Origin of the sequence: Caballeronia sp. LjRoot34, from assembly GCF_964253815.1 — a bacterium.
GTDB lineage: Bacteria > Pseudomonadota > Gammaproteobacteria > Burkholderiales > Burkholderiaceae > Caballeronia.
Window position 1 is genome coordinate 2,896,741 of record NZ_CAXUSB020000001.1, and the last position, 16,090, is coordinate 2,912,830.

17 protein-coding genes and 2 tRNA genes are annotated in these 16,090 nt (G+C 59.1%); 7 read left to right on the plus strand and 12 right to left on the minus strand.

From position 1 onward, the window contains the following. Positions 1 to 94: 94 nt before the first annotated feature. On the plus strand, positions 95 to 1,081 hold the full coding sequence (locus ACSQ36_RS12970) for a sulfonate ABC transporter substrate-binding protein (protein ID WP_436182174.1): 987 nt from the start codon (positions 95 to 97) through the stop codon (positions 1,079 to 1,081). Between the two features lie 106 nt (positions 1,082 to 1,187). Here the strand turns inward: ACSQ36_RS12970 and ACSQ36_RS12975 are convergent. The 3 genes from ACSQ36_RS12975 to ACSQ36_RS12985 all read right to left on the minus strand — a co-directional run bounded on the left by ACSQ36_RS12975 (position 1,188) and on the right by ACSQ36_RS12985 (position 2,472). Continuing rightward, positions 1,188 to 1,264 (minus strand) — tRNA-Arg (locus tag ACSQ36_RS12975). A gap of 100 nt (positions 1,265 to 1,364) precedes the next feature. Next, a complete protein-coding gene (locus ACSQ36_RS12980; protein ID WP_213767729.1) occupies positions 1,365 to 2,195 on the minus strand; it encodes an undecaprenyl-diphosphate phosphatase in 831 nt (276 codons plus the stop codon). Further along, positions 2,146 to 2,472 carry a hypothetical protein gene (locus ACSQ36_RS12985; RefSeq protein ID WP_436182175.1) on the minus strand — a complete coding sequence of 109 codons (327 nt, stop codon included), beginning with the start codon at positions 2,470 to 2,472 and terminating at the stop codon, positions 2,146 to 2,148. The genes ACSQ36_RS12980 and ACSQ36_RS12985 overlap by 50 nt, the downstream gene beginning before the upstream one ends. 280 nt (positions 2,473 to 2,752) lie before the next feature. Between ACSQ36_RS12985 and ACSQ36_RS12990 the strand changes: the two genes are divergently transcribed. The 3 genes from ACSQ36_RS12990 (at position 2,753) to ACSQ36_RS13000 (ending at position 4,913) form a co-directional block, all read left to right on the plus strand. Then, positions 2,753 to 3,658 carry an aldose epimerase gene (locus ACSQ36_RS12990; protein WP_213767731.1) on the plus strand — a complete coding sequence of 302 codons (906 nt, stop codon included), beginning with the start codon at positions 2,753 to 2,755 and terminating at the stop codon, positions 3,656 to 3,658. Between the two features lie 164 nt (positions 3,659 to 3,822). Then, positions 3,823 to 4,524, plus strand: coding sequence for a peptidoglycan DD-metalloendopeptidase family protein (locus ACSQ36_RS12995; protein WP_218627445.1), 702 nt, complete (start codon positions 3,823 to 3,825; stop codon positions 4,522 to 4,524). A gap of 56 nt (positions 4,525 to 4,580) precedes the next feature. Continuing rightward, a complete protein-coding gene (locus ACSQ36_RS13000) occupies positions 4,581 to 4,913 on the plus strand; it encodes a hypothetical protein (protein ID WP_213767732.1) in 333 nt (110 codons plus the stop codon). Here ACSQ36_RS13000 and ACSQ36_RS13005 read toward each other — a convergent pair. The 4 genes from ACSQ36_RS13005 to ACSQ36_RS13020 form a co-directional block, all read right to left on the minus strand. After that, entirely contained in the window at positions 4,876 to 5,100 is a 225-nt protein-coding gene (locus ACSQ36_RS13005; RefSeq protein WP_213767733.1) for a hypothetical protein, read from the minus strand. The two genes, ACSQ36_RS13000 and ACSQ36_RS13005, sit on opposite strands and share 38 nt — an antisense overlap. A gap of 443 nt (positions 5,101 to 5,543) precedes the next feature. Next, positions 5,544 to 6,083, minus strand: a complete 540-nt coding sequence (locus ACSQ36_RS13010) for a Fur family transcriptional regulator (protein ID WP_436182176.1) — start codon at positions 6,081 to 6,083, stop codon at positions 5,544 to 5,546. A gap of 57 nt (positions 6,084 to 6,140) precedes the next feature. Beyond that, positions 6,141 to 6,338, minus strand: coding sequence for a hypothetical protein (locus ACSQ36_RS13015; protein WP_436182177.1), 198 nt, complete (start codon positions 6,336 to 6,338; stop codon positions 6,141 to 6,143). Between the two features lie 160 nt (positions 6,339 to 6,498). Then, positions 6,499 to 6,575: transfer RNA gene (locus tag ACSQ36_RS13020), tRNA-Pro, on the minus strand. 131 nt (positions 6,576 to 6,706) lie between these two features. Here ACSQ36_RS13020 and sixA point away from each other — a divergent pair. Together sixA and ACSQ36_RS13030 are read left to right on the plus strand one after the other, a co-directional pair. Then, a complete protein-coding gene (gene sixA / locus ACSQ36_RS13025; RefSeq protein WP_436182178.1) occupies positions 6,707 to 7,165 on the plus strand; it encodes a phosphohistidine phosphatase SixA in 459 nt (152 codons plus the stop codon). A 167-nt stretch (positions 7,166 to 7,332) separates the two neighbouring features. Then, positions 7,333 to 8,166, plus strand: coding sequence for a GNAT family N-acetyltransferase (locus ACSQ36_RS13030; protein WP_436182179.1), 834 nt, complete (start codon positions 7,333 to 7,335; stop codon positions 8,164 to 8,166). Between the two features lie 228 nt (positions 8,167 to 8,394). On the opposite strand, the gene ppx is transcribed toward ACSQ36_RS13030, so the two are convergent. Further along, positions 8,395 to 9,912 carry an exopolyphosphatase gene (gene ppx, locus ACSQ36_RS13035; RefSeq protein WP_213767737.1) on the minus strand — a complete coding sequence of 506 codons (1,518 nt, stop codon included), beginning with the start codon at positions 9,910 to 9,912 and terminating at the stop codon, positions 8,395 to 8,397. Between the two features lie 331 nt (positions 9,913 to 10,243). Between ppx and ppk1 the strand changes: the two genes are divergently transcribed. Then, complete coding sequence (gene ppk1 / locus ACSQ36_RS13040) at positions 10,244 to 12,307, plus strand: polyphosphate kinase 1 (RefSeq protein WP_436182180.1); 2,064 nt, start codon at positions 10,244 to 10,246, stop codon at positions 12,305 to 12,307. A gap of 91 nt (positions 12,308 to 12,398) precedes the next feature. Here ppk1 and phoR read toward each other — a convergent pair whose 3' ends face one another. From phoR to pstB, 4 genes are all read right to left on the minus strand, one after another. After that, entirely contained in the window at positions 12,399 to 13,712 is a 1,314-nt protein-coding gene (gene phoR / locus ACSQ36_RS13045; protein ID WP_436182181.1) for a phosphate regulon sensor histidine kinase PhoR, read from the minus strand. Positions 13,713 to 13,800: 88 nt separating this feature from the next. Continuing rightward, positions 13,801 to 14,511, minus strand: coding sequence for a phosphate regulon transcriptional regulator PhoB (phoB, locus tag ACSQ36_RS13050; protein ID WP_089159157.1), 711 nt, complete (start codon positions 14,509 to 14,511; stop codon positions 13,801 to 13,803). A gap of 60 nt (positions 14,512 to 14,571) precedes the next feature. After that, on the minus strand, positions 14,572 to 15,276 hold the full coding sequence (phoU, locus tag ACSQ36_RS13055) for a phosphate signaling complex protein PhoU (protein WP_436182182.1): 705 nt from the start codon (positions 15,274 to 15,276) through the stop codon (positions 14,572 to 14,574). Between the two features lie 58 nt (positions 15,277 to 15,334). Next, a complete protein-coding gene (gene pstB / locus ACSQ36_RS13060) occupies positions 15,335 to 16,090 on the minus strand; it encodes a phosphate ABC transporter ATP-binding protein PstB (RefSeq protein ID WP_213767762.1) in 756 nt (251 codons plus the stop codon).

Here is a 16,090-nt window from a genome sequence, read left to right on the forward strand (position 1 = left end):
TCATTAGCTTCGAAGCATCGCTTATTCGACGCGCAAACCCATCGCCGCTATGGTCGACGATATCGTCGCTATCTCTTCTCCCACGGAAATTTCCATGAAAAGGCTGGGTTCGTCGTTGTCTTTATCAGCGTTATGGGTCGCTGCTGCGTTCACGTTGTTGCCGCTGTCCGCGTCGGCACAAAACGCGGCGAGTGCGCCCGCGAAGCAATTGCGGATCGGATTTCAGAAGGCCGGCCTGCTTGCCGTGCTCAAGGCCCAGGGTTCGCTTGAACAAAAACTCAAGCCGCTCGGCTATACCGTCAGTTGGTATGAGTTTCCCGCCGGGCCGCAATTGCTCGAGGCGCTCAATACAAGCAACATCGATTTCGGCTACACCGGCGCGCCGCCGCCCATTTTTGCGCAGGCTGCGGGCGTGAATTTCGTTTATGTCGGCGCAGAGCCGGGCGGAGAAACCAACGAAGCGCTGTTCGTCAAACCCAATTCACCGATCCATTCGCTGGCCGAGCTGAAAGGCCGGCGCATCGCGTTGCAAAAGGGATCAAGCTCGAACTTCCTGCTGCTTGCCATACTGCAGAAAGCGGGCTTGAAACTCGACGATATCCAGCCGGTTTATCTCGCGCCCGCAGACGCCCGCGCGGCCTTCGAAAACGGCGATGTCGATGCATGGATCGTCTGGGACCCGTATTACGCCGCCGCGCAAAAGGCGTTGACCGTGCACACGCTCGCGGACTACACCGGGTTGCCGAAACCGTTCAATTTCTACGAGGCCACGCGCAGCTTCGCCACCCAAAATCCACAGGCGGTGCGTGCCGTGATCGATCAGTTGCGCACGACCGGCGCATGGGTCACACAGCATCCGGCGGACACGGCGGCGTTGCTCGCGCCGAAAATCGGGCTTGATGCGGGACTGGTGGAGACGTGGATACGCCGGGTACCGTATGCCGCTACGCCGATCGATGAGAAAATTGTCGCGACCCAGCAGGGCGTGGCAGATACGTTCTATCGCGCGAAGCTGATTCCGAAAGCGGTGACGGTGAAGGACAACGTGTGGCGGGACCAGAGCGCGCTGACCGCGCAGTAGGCGGAACGCCTTTTGAAGCGTGGAGGGGCGCGTGAGCGCGCCCTGCTAAACATCACGCGATGCTGCGGTTTCGCCCGCCCGAGGCGTTGAGACGAACCCGAGGTTCTGGTACGGCAGGAGGGACTCGAACCCCCGCCCCTCGGCTTAGAAGGCCGATGCTCTATCCAGCTGAGCTACTGCCGCGTTGCAGGTGATCCGGGATTTTACCTCATCGAAAGGATGCGAGGCCTCATTCCGAAACCTCGCCCGCTTCAATGCGGTTTAAGCCTGCTGTAAACCTGCTTTAAACCGGTTGCGGATGCAGCATGAACCAGCCAAGACAGAACGCGCCCGCGACGACGCAATACAAGCCGAAAGCCGCCAGCCGGCCGCGGCCTTCGAAGTAACGCATCAGGAAACGCACGCTCAAGTACGCCGCGATTCCCGTCAGCACGCCACCGAGGACGGCATCGAAGAGTTGATCTGGTGCGTGGAACAGCTTCGGCAATTCGAGTACGCCGGCGGCGAAGATGATCGGCGTGCCAAGCAGGAACGAGAACTCCGCCGCTTTCTCGGAACTCATTCCGGCGCCGACGCCCGCGATAATCGTCAGTCCGCTGCGCGAAAACCCCGGAATCAGCGCACCGATCTGCGCAAGACCAACCAGGAACGCCTGCTTGAACGTGAGGTCTTCAGGCGAACGCTCGGCGCGCGCACGCGTCAGCCGGTCGCCGACCCACAACAGCACGCCGTTCACCATCAACGCCGCCGCGACAATCCGCAGATCGTGGAACAGTGCCTCGAGCCGCTTTTCAAGCACCAGCCCGACGATACCCGTCGGAATCGTGCCAATGATCAGCGCCCACATCATGTGGCCGTCAGCGTTTTTGCGGCCACGCAGCGATCCGATAAACCCCTTGATCAGCGCAATCCAGCGCTTGCGGAAATACCACAGCAGCGCGAGCGCCGTACCGAGGTGCAACGCGACCAGGAACGGCAACAACTGCGGCGCGTGTTTATCGATGTGCATCCCGATCAGGCCGGGCACCAGAAGCGTATGTCCAAGACTGCTGACCGGGAACAATTCAGTCACACCCTGGAGTACGCTCAGAAAAATCAGAAACCACAAAGTCACGCGTCGATCCTCTTTCGTTATTGACGACAGGCGCATAGCCGCGGCGGCGCAGCAAATGGCCAAGCAAACCGGGCCGATTATGCCGGTCACCAAAAGCAGCGCCAAGCCTTTGCGTAGGCCTTTCGCCATCGAAAGCAAATCGTTTGGTTAAACGAATATTTTTGTAAAAAATAAAAAAGCCCGTTGTAAGAACGGGCTTTTTGTTTGACTGCGTCACATCTGCGTCACGGTCGCAGCTTGTATAAGAACAGCAGTGTGCCGGCGCCGAACGTTCCAAAAATGAACACTCCAAACATCATCGCCAGATCCATATCGTCCTCGTCGTTCGGCAGGACCCATCGATCTGCGTGAGATCGTCAAGGTCGAAAAATGTTTCATGCGCGTTACATCGTGCTTGCATTATCGGGGCAATGAAAGCGGCTGTGTCAGTCGCAATTTCCCCAAAAGGGTTTCCCCGTAGAATTGAGCCGCCCATTGCGCCACACCGTCTGTTCGTTGCACGTTCGAACACTTGTTTGATCACGCTGTTTGACCACTTCCTCAAGGAGACCACCGACATGTCATCCCAGCCTGAAGACATCCTGGAAATCACGTTCGATGACGCCGTTCTCGAACTCGCGCCGCGCGCGGGCGGACGGCTGATGACGTGGCGCGTCGGCGGCGAGCCGGTTATTTTCTGGCCGGCCGCGCCGGACTGGTCCAACTTCGTCAAGATTCGCGGCGGCAACCCGTTATTGTTTCCGTTTCTCGGCCGCCATTTCGTCGATGGCGAAATCGGCAAATGGCGCGATCAGGAAGGCGTCGTGCACGAACTCCCCATGCACGGTTTTGCGCGCAATCTGCCGTTCGAGCACCGGAAAGACCCGGACGGCCATGGCGTGCGAATGACGCTCGTGGACAACGATTTCACGCGCCAAGGGTATCCGTTCGCGTTTCGTTTCGAGGCGGCATACAGGCTGGTCGACGCCGTAACGCTCGATGTCGAACTCACCACGTCGAATCCGGGAGAAGTGCCGCTGCCCTACTACGCGGGCCATCATTTCTATTTCGCCCTGCCGCACGACCAGCGCGGCATGAGCAGCCTGGAATTGCCGCGCACTGAAACCCGTCGGCAACTCGACGATGGCGCTATCACTGACCCGCAACCGGGCGCCGCGCGCTACGCGCTGGACGACGCCAACATCCTGGATCGCTTCCATTGTTTTACCGGCCCCTCCGATCACCCGGTCCGCCTTGTCACGCCGGGTTTGAAACGTGCGGTGAATTTCGACCTGCAACGCCCCGACTCGGTGCCCTGGTACGCGGTGACGACCTGGACCCTGGAGCCCACATCGGATTTCTACTGCGTCGAGCCGTGGGTCGGACTCCCCGATGCTATTCACAATGGCCGCGGACTGCGCTGGCTCGCGCCGGGAAAAACCGAAACGGCAGCACTGCGGCTGACCATTTCGCCGGCCGCCTGAAAGAGAGAGGAAGGGGGCATAACGAGCGGCAACTAGCCGGCCATCTGGGCCGCTTCTGAGGGCAGCGACGCCGGGACGGTAAAATCGGACATTTCGCCGATGCGCGTACTGGTTTGTTTGCCGCAGCGTTTTCGGTTTGTGCGGCGCTTTGCGAGGTTTTGGGTTTGGTAAAAATAATTCGACGGCTGACCTGCGTGTCGTTGGTCGCAGTGCTCGCCGCGTGCGGCTCCGCGCCGGTCGGACCAGGGTTTTATCGAGTTGAACGGGGCGACACGGTGTCGAAGGTCGCGCGGGCGAACCGGACGTCGGTCCAGAACATCGCGCGCTGGAACAACCTCACCGACCCGAATGCTATCGAGGTCGGCCAGGTGCTGCGTGTGGCGCCGCCCGCAGGCAGCGTGACTTCGGCCGGGTCATCAGCACCGCCGGCCCGCACGAGCAGCAGCGCGGGCACATCGGACTCGGCGCCATCGTCATCCGCATTGGTCACGCCGGCCACCAGCATTTCGCTTATCTGGCCGACGCAAGGCAGCGTGATTCGCGGTTTCGACGGCAAGAGTTCGAAGGGTATCGACATTGCCGGCGCGTCCGGGACGCAGATCGTGGCGGCGGCCGCGGGGACGGTGGTCTATGCCGGGAATGGGCTGCGCGGTTACGGCAACCTGCTGATCGTGAAGCACAACGCCGACTACCTGACCGCCTACGCGCATAACCGCGCGCTGCTCGTGAAGGAGGGCCAGAGCATCACGCAGGGTCAACCCATCGCGGAAATGGGCGACACCGACACGAATCGCGTGATGCTGCATTTCGAATTGCGCTACAAGGGTAGTTCGATCGATCCATCGCGTTATCTGCCGGCACGGTAACGCGCAAGGCACGCTCATGCAGGCGCGCGTGCCTAATCAAACACAGGGAAGAATCGATGAAATTACAAGTTTGCGCCACGACGCTTGGAAAGGTGGCCGCGACGGCTGCGGTAATGGTGGCTGCGCTGACGCTCGCGGGCTGCGCCGACTCGGCGAAGATGACCTATCTGCCGTCCGGTGACACCGGTTTTGCGATCAACTGCAGCGGTGGCGACGCAAGTACAAGCTGGGCGGAATGCTACAAGAAGGCGGGCGAGATGTGCGGGTCGTACGGCTACGACGTCGTGTCTAAGGACGTCGACAACGGGGCGACGTCCGGCGGAACGGTGGCCGGGATTTTCGGCGCGAACGTCAAGAACCGGTCGATGGTGATTCGCTGCAAGCAATAGCGCTCGCCTGTTTCTTGATCGAGCGGCCGAGGCGCGCAACGTTTTCGCCCAACGCCAGGTTTGCTCGCGGACCCAGCAGTTGCGCGCCGCGCCACCGACCGGACAACGGGTCGATATGCGAGGCGAACACGAGCAGCGAACCCAGCGCGATCGGACAAATGGCGAGGAAAATCCACAACGAGGTCATGGTCGGGAGTCGATTTCAGGAAATGCGATCATACCTTTGCGGCAAGAAATTCGCATAATCCGCCGTCGAAGCTGCGTGTCGATTGTAGTAATTACGTGTCGCGGCCTTCGTTGACCAAGCAGGCTTAAACCTTCGGAAAGCCCATGCACATTGGGTTACGCGTTGATACAAGTGATCACAATCAACCCGATTGATGCACTTTAGAATACGGTCAGCCCGCGATTCTCTGCGCGAACAGTCCTCGCGGGTCAGAAGCCCCGGTGTGCCCGCATCGGGGTTTCGCTTCATTCAGGCCGTCAGTTTGGGCGTCAGCGCGCGGCTCTAAGGTTCGGCGCTCACACAGCGGCGTTCGAAGCCATCCATGGAATACAAAAGGCCGTTGCCGACTGACGTCGGAAACGGCCTTTTTGCGTGGACTGCAGTTTATGCGTTGCGCGTGGAGATCAATGCGACGCGTGATCGTGATCGTGATCGTGCTGATGCGCGCTGGGGTCTTCAGCGGCCTGACATGCCGGACAAATGCCCTTTAACTCGATGTCGTCGCCGGCCAGCCGATACCCGCTCGCCTCGACCTGCGACATCAGGGTCTGGCGCAACTGTTTTTGCTGCTGCAACTCGGTCACGCGGCCACATTGCTGACAAACGATCAGCACGCCGTGCTGGCAATGCGTGAGATCGTGGCAGACGGTGAACGCATTGATGGACTCGATCCGATGAATCAGCCCCGCCGACAGCAGGAAATCCAGCGCCCGATACACCGTGGGAGGTGACGCGTTCGGATGCATCGCCCGCATTTCGTCGAGCAACGTATAAGCTTTGGTCGCCCGGCCTGAAGCCAGCAGCAACTCGAGCACGGTGCGGCGAATGGGCGTGAGTTTCTGGCCACGCTCGCGACAATAATCGTCGGCCATCGTGACCGCCGCCTGGAGCGCGTCGGCGGACGAGTGGGCGTGAGAGTGGGCGTCGTTGGCGGGCGTGTTCATAGGCGGATTATACGCTGCGACATAAGGGCCAAGCTTCGGGCGCGCGGCTGCACGGCTTTATTGCGGCTGCTCGGGTTTGGCCGGCGCGATGATCATGACCGGCGGCGTGGTGTCGGTGGGCACGCCCTTGTAGTCGGGCGGATCTTGCGGCGGCGTGTGGTGAGGCACGGTGGCGTCGCCACAGGCCGACAGGAGCAGGGAGCAGATAAACAAAGCAGCGAAACGCGGCATGGACGGCCCGGAAATGAAGTTCAAAATGAAGTTCAGAAATTTTGGATACGAATACGAAGGGTGAACGCAGAAGATTAAACGATATCGGAGATTGGCGAGAGAACGGAAACGTGGGCGCTGTGGCCACAGCGCCAGAAATGGCGAAGGGGTCACGAGTAAACTCGTGACCCCTTCATTTAAAACGTGGTCGGAGCGAAAGGATTCGAACCTTCGACCCTCTGATCCCAAATCAGATGCGCTACCAGGCTGCGCTACGCTCCGACAAGAACGAGATGATAGCGTTTTACCGACACCCGCGCAATCGAAACTATTGGACGCCGCGTTGAGTCCGAAGCCATAGCACTTGCGCGGCCTTCGCCGGTCCAAATTGAAAAACCCACAGGAGACATCCGATGAACCTCATTCTCTGGCGCCACGCCGAAGCAGAAGACCAGGCTGCGAGCGATCTCGTGCGCCAGCTGACGCCGCGTGGCGTAAAACAGGCTCAGGGCGCGGCGAAGTGGCTGAAGAGCCGGTTAGACGACGATGCGGTGTTTCTCGTCAGTCCGGCCACGCGCACGATCCAGACAATGGAAGCGTTTGGCGACCAGTATCGCGTCGTAAAGGAACTCGCGCCGGGGGCCAGCGCCCAGGCCGTGCTGGATGCCGGGCAATGGCCGCGCGGCGTCGCGGAGACTGTCGTCGTAGTCGGACATCAACCAACGCTCGGGCGCGTCGCGGCTTCGCTGATGACCGGCCACGAAGCCGAATGGACGCTGAAGAAAGGCGGTATCTGGTGGTTCCAGCAACGCTCCCGCGCAGGCGACGACCAAGTCGTGCTGCGGGCGGTGACCAGTCCTGACCTACTGTAGCGAAGACTGTAGCAATAGCCCAAACAGCCCCCCCAAGGCGGCAAAACCGTGGCTTCGCGGTGACGCTTCATTGAATCGTCATAGTCACGCCATGCGAGCGTCATTCGGAATACTTACATTGGCGGCTAAACGGTAATACGTCAGCCAAATCCACTTGGGGGTTGCCAATGCAGAAATCGACGACGCTCGCTTTATTGTGCACATCGAATGGACTGAGCGGGTCTGGTGGCTCGAACGTTGCTGAACTCCGCCGGCGTTTGCCGAGTGCGGCGGAGACCGTGGCGGGGCAACATCGGCTGCGGGTGTCGTGGGCGCATTCCGAAGCTGAATTGCGCGAAGCGCAGCGCCTGCGGTATCGCGTGTTCGCCGATGAGATGGGGGCACAACTGAAGGGCCCGGCCGGCCTGGACGTAGACGCGTTCGATGCCTTTTGCGACCACTTGCTGGTCCGCGACCTGAACACGTTGAAGGTGGTGGGAACGTATCGCGTGCTGCCCCCGCATCAGGCGGCGCGCGCCGGACGTCTCTATGCCGAGAGCGAATTCGATGTGTCCCGTCTCGCGCATCTACGCCCGAAGCTGGTGGAACTCGGCCGCTCGTGCGTGCATGCGGACTACCGCAGCGGTGGAGTAATCATGTCGTTGTGGGGCGGCCTGGCCGCGTACATGAAGCAGAACGGCTACGAGACCATGCTGGGTTGCGCGAGCGTCGCAATGGCGGACGGTGGCCACTACGCCGCCGACCTGTACGACGGGCTGGAGAAGGAAGCGCTGACGTCGCCGGAATACCGGGCGTTTGCGCATACACCGTTGCCGGTGCAGGAACTGCGGACGGGCGCCAAGGTAGCGCCACCGCCTTTGCTGAAGGGCTATTTGCGTCTGGGCGCGAAAATCTGCGGCGCGCCGGCGTGGGACCCCGATTTCAATACGGCGGACTTTTTGACCTTGCTACGTATATCGGAGATAGGGGACCGCTACGCGCGTCACTTCATGGCCGACTGACAACGCCAACGAGCGACAAGAAAAGCGGAAGAGACGAAGCGCGCCAGCGATAACGATCAGACCAACACCGTTGGCGGTATGTACTACGATGCCGCAATAACTGCGCGTGACGGGTATTCCATTCAAGCGCAAAAAATAGGTTCGAAGTCCATACTATTTTTTCATCGCGAGATAGTCGAGGAATCAACGTGGCCCAGGAGAAGCCGTCGCCCTCCTCCGCCGGACCCCTCAAACGCCCGTATAAACCACCCGATACGGCTTGCCGATCTTCTCCCACTCAGCCGCTTCCTGAACGAGGCTGTAGTCGGTAAGCGGATTGAGCGAGACCCAGTCGTTGGGCAAACGCACATCGAAGCCGCCGTTGGCCAGCGAAACCTGAATGGCCGGAAACCCGACATCCGCCCGCCGCCGGCAAAGCAGCGCCGCAAGCCGCAGACAAAACAGCAAGGTCCAGTCGACATCCCGAGCTTGCGACAGCTTGCCCAACTTGCCCACATGCCCAAGCACCAGGCCGGCTAACCGGGCCTGATCAGTCCGCGAGAACCCCGGCATATCCGCATGACTCGCGATATACGCAGAATGCTTGTGATAAGCACTATGCGAGATAGAAAGCCCGATCTCGTGCAATGCCGCCGCCCATCCCAGGAACATCTGATTTTCGATCCGCCGGTCGGCATCGATATCGATGGCTTCGATCTGCTCGTAGAAACCGATTGCCAGTTCGGCAATACGGTCCGATTGCTCGCCATCCACCGCATAGCGCCGCTTGAAGCCTTCCACCGTCACCGTACGCATGTCCTGGTGCTGCGTGCGCCCCAGCAGGTCATAGAGCACGCCGAGACGCAGCGCGCCATCGGTGGTATCGACGTATTCAATCCCTAGTTCCTCGAACACGCCGAGCATGATCGACAAGCCGCCCGCCAGCACGGGAATCCGGTCAGATTTCAACGCGATCAACTTCAGCCGGTTCACATTCTCGGCCTTGATCAGCGCCTTCTTCAGCCGCTCCAGCCCGCCGCGTGAAATGCCGTGGGTAATGCCGGGATCGTTGAAACCGTTTGCTTCGATCAACTCGGCCAGCGCCCGCGCCGTACCCGACGACCCAATGGCCTGATCCCAGCCCGTCTGTTTGTATTCGCTCGAGATAATCTCGATTTCTCGCTTGGCGGCGAGTTCGGCTTGCCGCATTGAATATTCATCGACATTGCCGGCTGCGAAAAACTGCCGGCTGTGACTCACGCAGCCTATATACAGGCTCTCCATATGAATGGGCGTATAGTGCGAGCCGATAATAAATTCCGTCGATCCCCCGCCGATATCCACCACCAGCCGCTTGCCCGCGCTCGCCGGCACCGAATGCGCAGCACCCGCATAAATAAGACGCGCTTCTTCCCGTCCGGCAATCACTTCAATGGGAAAGCCAAGTGCGTTCTGTGCTTCGGCCAGGAATTCGTCAGCGTTTTTAGCCACGCGCAGCGTGTTGGTCGCGACCGCGCGCACGTGGTCGGGATGAAAGTCCCGCAGCCGTTCGCCGAACCGCTTCAGCGCGTCCCAGCCGCGCAGTTGCGAGGCCCGGTCGAGGAACTTGTCCCGCGACAATCCCGCCGCGAGCCGAACGGGTTCACGCAGCGCATCTACCTGATAGATCGGGCTGCCGGAAGGCGTCTCCTCGACGCGGCCAACAATCAGCCTGAAGCTGTTCGATCCGAGATCTACGGCTGCCAAAAGATGAGGGGGGTTGACCATCGATTTTCCAGGTTCCGTAGGGTTGTGCCCGCGAGCTCGTTGCAACCAGACGCGGTCCGGGCAGCATTTGAACACGCCGAGCCGCAGCAGCGCGCCAATTTTAAGTCCAAGCGGACGACTGTGCTGGCCTGGCAAATAATCCAATGCAGCAAACTGCGCCAATGAATCGATTTCAATTGTTAGCCGAAATTGGGCGAATGTCGCCAGGATCAACCATATCCGAGACGTGCGTTAGATTTATGACATCATGTTTTCACAAAAACGTCATCATACTGTGGCCCATTCCGAGCGATCCTTGCACATTCTGATTTTTTGACTGCCAATACTATCGATGTCCTTACGCTATCCCCTTCTTAATCGCGAACTGGGCATTCTGGGTTTTAACGAACGAGTATTGTCGCAGGCCGCCGACACCGGCGTCCCGCTGCTCGAACGGCTCCGCTTCATCTGTATTACCAGCAGCAACCTCGACGAGTTTTTCGAAGTCCGCATGGCCGGCATGCAGGAACAGATGCGCGACAACCCGGGCTCGCTCTCGCCCGACGGCATGTCGCTGCAGCATGTGTACGACCTTGTGGTCGAACGCGCGCATCGCCTGGTCCATCAGCAATACGTCATGCTCCAGGACACCGTGTTTCCCGCGCTGGAAAGCGAAGGGATCTACTTTCACGGCGTGGAATCGTGGACCGAAGCGCAGACCGGCTGGGCGCGCGATTATTTCCAGAACGAGTTGCTGCCGGTGCTGACGCCAATCGGACTGGACCCCGCGCATCCGTTTCCGCGCGTGCTGAACAAGAGCCTGAACTTCGTGGTCGAGCTGGAGGGCCGCGACGCGTTCGGCCGCCAGGCGATGATGGGCATCGTGCAGGCGCCGCGCGCGCTGCCGCGGCTCGTGCGCATGCCCGAGGCGCTGTCGGGGTATCCGCACGGCTTTGTGCTGCTGAGCTCGCTGCTGCAGCGTTTTGTCGACGCGCTGTTTCCGCATCTGGTCGTGCGCAGTTGCAACCAGTTTCGCATCACGCGCAACAGCGAATTGTTCGTCGATGAAGACGAAATCACCAACCTGCGCGTGGCGCTGCAGGGCGAACTGCCCGCACGGCATCTGGGCAATGCGGTACGTCTGGAAGTGTCGGCGGAGACGCCGCCGCACATGATCCGGCGCCTGCTTGACGAGAGCGAACTGAACGACCGCGATTGTTATCGCGTGAACGGGCCGGTCAATCTCGTGCGCCTGATGCAGTTGCCCGAAATGGTCGACCGGCCGGACCTGAAGTTCGTGCCGCATATTCCGGCCGTGCCGAAAGCTATTGCGGCCGCATCGAACATGTTCGATGCCATCGATCAGGCCGATATCCTCCTGCACCATCCGTACGAGAGTTTTCAGCCCGTGCTCGAGTTGTTGTTGCAGGCGGCGAAGGATCCGCAGGTGGTGGCGATCAAGCAGACCATCTACCGGACCGGCACCGACTCGCCACTGATGGACGCGCTGATGCAAGCCGCGCGCAACGGCAAGGAAGTCACTGTGGTGGTGGAACTGCTCGCGCGCTTCGACGAAGAGACGAATATCAACTGGGCGTCGCAACTCGAAGCCGTGGGCGCGCACGTGGTGTATGGCGTGGTCGGTCACAAATGCCACGCGAAAATGATGCTGATCGTGCGTCGCGTGTCGCACAACGGCAAGATGATGCTCAGGCGTTATGTGCATCTCGGCACGGGGAACTATCACCCGCGTACTGCGCGTCTTTATACCGATTTCGGCGTGATGACTTCGGATCAGGAAGTCTGCGAAGACGTACATCACGTGTTTCAGCAACTCACCGGCATCGGCGGCGAATTGCGCCTGCATCAGCTCTGGCAAGCGCCTTTTACGTTGCATCCGAATCTGATGGAAGCCATTCGTGCTGAAGCCGACAACGCGCGGGCAGGAAAGAAAGCGCGGATTGTCGCGAAGATGAATGCGCTGCTCGAACCGACCGTGATCATCGCGTTGTATGAAGCGTCTCAGGCAGGCGTGAAAATCGACCTGATCGTGCGTGGTGTCTGCGCGTTGAAACCGGGCGTAGAAGACCTGTCCGAGAACATCACGGTGCGCTCCATCGTCGGACGTTTTCTCGAGCATCACCGCATCTTTTATTTTTATGCGGGTGGAGAGGAGAAGGTGTATTTGTCGAGCGCGGACTGGATGGACCGCAACTTCTTCCGGCGCGTGGAAGTGGCATTTCCCGTGAATGACCGGCGCCTGAAACGGCGCGTGATTGCCGAAGGACTCTCAGTCTTTCTCGGCGATAACCAGTCGGCATGGCTCATGCAAAGTGACGGCCATTACAAGCGCCGCCGCCCGGGCAAGTCGATGCGCAATGCGCAACTCGGCCTGCTCGCGAAGTTCTGCCCTTGATGTTTTGACGTCTTGATGTTGCCGCGGCTTGGGTGTGCGCTGCCTTCCAGGCACGTCAAGCCGTGGCAAATGCAAACCCCTGCAAGCTCATTCAAGCCGCGATCGACTTTCTCATCGCCGTGCGGGCGGCCGAAAACTTGACCGAGAAGGTGCTTCCCCGCCCTTCCTCGCTCTTGACTTCGAGGTCGGCCAGATGGCGTTGCAATACATGCTTCACGATCGCGAGCCCAAGGCCCGTGCCGCCGGTATCGCGCGAGCGGCTTCTATCGACACGATAAAACCTCTCGGTCAGACGCGGAATATGTTCGGCCGGAATACCGAGTCCGCTATCGCGCACTGAAAACACCGCCCGATCGCGAACGCGCTGCCACGAGACATCAATGGTTCCGCCATCCGGCGTATAGCGAATCGCATTCGTCACGAGATTCGCGAGCGCACTGACAATCTCCGTTTCCGAACCGGACACCGTCAACGCTTCATCAACATTGAATGTAATTCGATGTCGGCCATTCGAAAGATTATCGGCGTCTTCTTCAAGATGGCGCAAAACCGCGCGCATATCGAGAACGTCGTCGCTGGGTGGTTTGACATCACCTTCCAGATTCGCGAGCACAAGCAGATCGCGCACGATGTTCTGCATGCGTGACGACTGCTGCTCCATCATCTCCAGATAACGCGCCCGGTCGGATTCATCCAGGGGCAACTCGCGCATGGTTTCAAGAAAGCCGGACAGCACGGTCAGCGGCGTCTTCAACTCGTGCGAAACGTTCGCGACAAAATCGCGGCGCATGGAATCCGTTCGTTCCAGTTCCGTTATGTCCTGAGTCAGAATCAGCTTCCGGTTTTCACCATAGGGAAATATTTGCACCGACAACACATGCTGCCGGTTCAGCCCCATCCCGCGCATCACCAGCACCGACTCATAATGCTGCGAAGCAAGATAACGAACGAAGTCGGGTTGACGCACGAGATGCGTGATGTGCTGGCGCAGATCGCGTTTGGCGTCGAGCCCGAAATGCGTTTCCGCGATGGCGTTGCACCACTCTATCTGGTCGCTGTCATCGAGCATGGCCACGCCATTCGGCGACGCCTGAATGCCCTGGATAAACCGTGAATGCTGCTGCTCGACCTGGCGCACCTGCGCGTGCCAGCGCTTCGCAAGCTTATGCAGCCGATAATAAATCTCGCCCCACACGCCAGGCGCGCTCGGCACTTCGCCGTACACGGGCGCGTCGAGCAAACGCCACAATCGCTGCGTATGAAAGGTGGTGAAGAGGGTTTGCAGAACCAGCATGACGAGCGCAAAACAGAGCGCGGCGCGCACTCCGAACAGCACGCCAACAATCCCGCTCAATACCGCGAGCAACGCGAGGGACACGAGGGAACGTGTCCAGATGATATTCATGAATTAGCGGATCGAGATTATTGCCACGCGACCACAATTGGCCGCGGGCTTCATTCACTCTTCTCAAGCACTCTTCTCATTTACTCCATCAAGCACTCTTGGCCAGCCTGTAACCACTGCCGCGAACCGTTTCAATCATAGCATCGCAACCAGCCGGCTTTAAGGCTGCCCGCAGACGCTTGATATGCACGTCCACTGTCCGCTCTTCCACGAATACATGGTCGCCCCATACCTGATCCAGCAATTGCGTGCGGCTATGCACGCGCTCAGGATGCGTCATGAAGAAGTGCAGCAAGCGGAACTCGGTCGGCCCGAGATCGAGCTTGATATCGTCGCTACCCTGACCGTTCGAATGCGCCGCTACCCTATGGGTCGCCGGATCGAGGCGCAAGCCGTTGATCGCGACCACATCTTCCGTCAATTGCGGCGCGCGCCTGCGCAATACCGCCTTGATCCGCGCCATCAATTCTTTCGGCGAAAACGGCTTCGTCACATAATCGTCGGCACCAATTTCAAGTCCGAGCACCTTGTCCTGCTCATCGCCACGGGCAGTGAGCATGATGATCGGAATATGTTTCGTGCGTTCGTTGCCGCGTAATTCCCGCGCAAAGGCGATGCCGGATTTACCCGGCAGCATCCAGTCGAGAAGTACTAAGTCCGGCAAGACGTCGCTGATCAGGTTTTGCGCCTGTTCCGCGTTATAAGCACGAATGGGGCAATGGCCCGCGTGTTGCAGATTCACCGAAATCAATTCGGAAATCGCGGGTTCGTCTTCTATAACGAGAATGCTGCTGGGCATCGGCACCTCTGTAACCTTCTTCGCGTAAGTTGAACAACTGACATCTGAATCACAAAAGAATCAGCTCAGTGCTTCGCGTTCGAGTTGATCGCGCGACACATGGCGGACATCCGTTCCCTTCACAATGTAAATAATGAACTCCGCAATGTTCTTTGCATGATCGCCAATTCGTTCGACTGCTTTAGCAATGAACAGATAGTCGAGACCCGCCGAAATCATGCGCGGATCTTCCATCATGTACGTCACCAGCTTGCGCACGAACGCACGGAATTCTTCGTCGATGGCTTTGTCGTCGCGAACGATTTGAGCGGCGGCGACCGTATCCAGGCGCGCGAAGGCATCTAGCGCACGGCGCAGGATGGAAACCGCCATTTCGCCGGACAACTTGATTTCCGCGATGTTGACGTTACGCCCCATGCCATCTTCATTGATGCGTCTCACGCGCTTGGCGATCTTTTCGGCTTCGTCGCCCGCACGCTCGAGATTCGTAATCGTTTTCGAAATTGCCATCAACAAACGCAAGTCACGCGCAGCCGGCTGACGGCGCGCGATGATGTTGCTGCATTCCTCGTCGATCTCGACTTCCATGGTGTTCAGGCGCGTCTCGGCGAGCACTACCTCTTCGACAATATCCATGTCGAACGTATTGAGCGCCTGCATGGCCTTGATGATCTGGGACTCGACCAGACCACCCATTTCCAGCACCTTCGATGACACCGCATTCAGATCGGCGTCGAACTGGCTCGACAAATGTTTATCGGACATATTTGCTCCTGAAGTCCTTTTTTAGCCCGTATGACCTGGCGGCAAGCTCCGCCGCGATTCAACCAAACCGGCCGGTGATGTAGTCTTCCGTTTCCTTTCGGGACGGTTTGATGAAGATCTTTTCCGTATCGCCGAATTCAATCAATTCGCCCAGATACATATAAGCAGTGTAGTCCGAACAACGCGCCGCCTGCTGCATGTTGTGCGTGACGATCACCACCGTGTAATCATCCTTCAGTTCGGCAATCAATTCTTCAATGCGGCCCGTCGAAATCGGGTCAAGCGCGGAGCACGGTTCGTCGAGTAACAGCACTTCCGGGCGAATGGCAATGCCGCGTGCAATGCACAGGCGCTGCTGTTGTCCGCCCGACAGGCCATAGCCGCTTTGCGGCAGCTTGTCCTTCACTTCGTTCCAGAGCGCCGCTTTCGTCAGCGCCCATTCCACGCGGTCGTCCATCTCCGAGCGCGACAACTGCTCGAACATCTTTACGCCGAACGCAATGTTGTCGTAGATCGACATCGGAAACGGCGTCGGCTTCTGGAACACCATGCCCACGCGTGCGCGCAGCAGCGAGATATCGCGGCTAGTATCGAGCAGGTTGTTGCCGTCCATCAGGATCTCGCCTTCCGCGCGCTGCTCCGGATACAGCGCGTACATCTTGTTGAACGTGCGCAGCAACGTGGACTTGCCGCACCCCGACGGGCCGATAAACGCCGTCACCTTATGTTCAGGAATCCGCAGGTTAATGTTCTTCAGCGCATGAAACTTGTTGTAGAAGAAGTTGAGGTTGTTCACCTCGATCTTCGGTTTCAT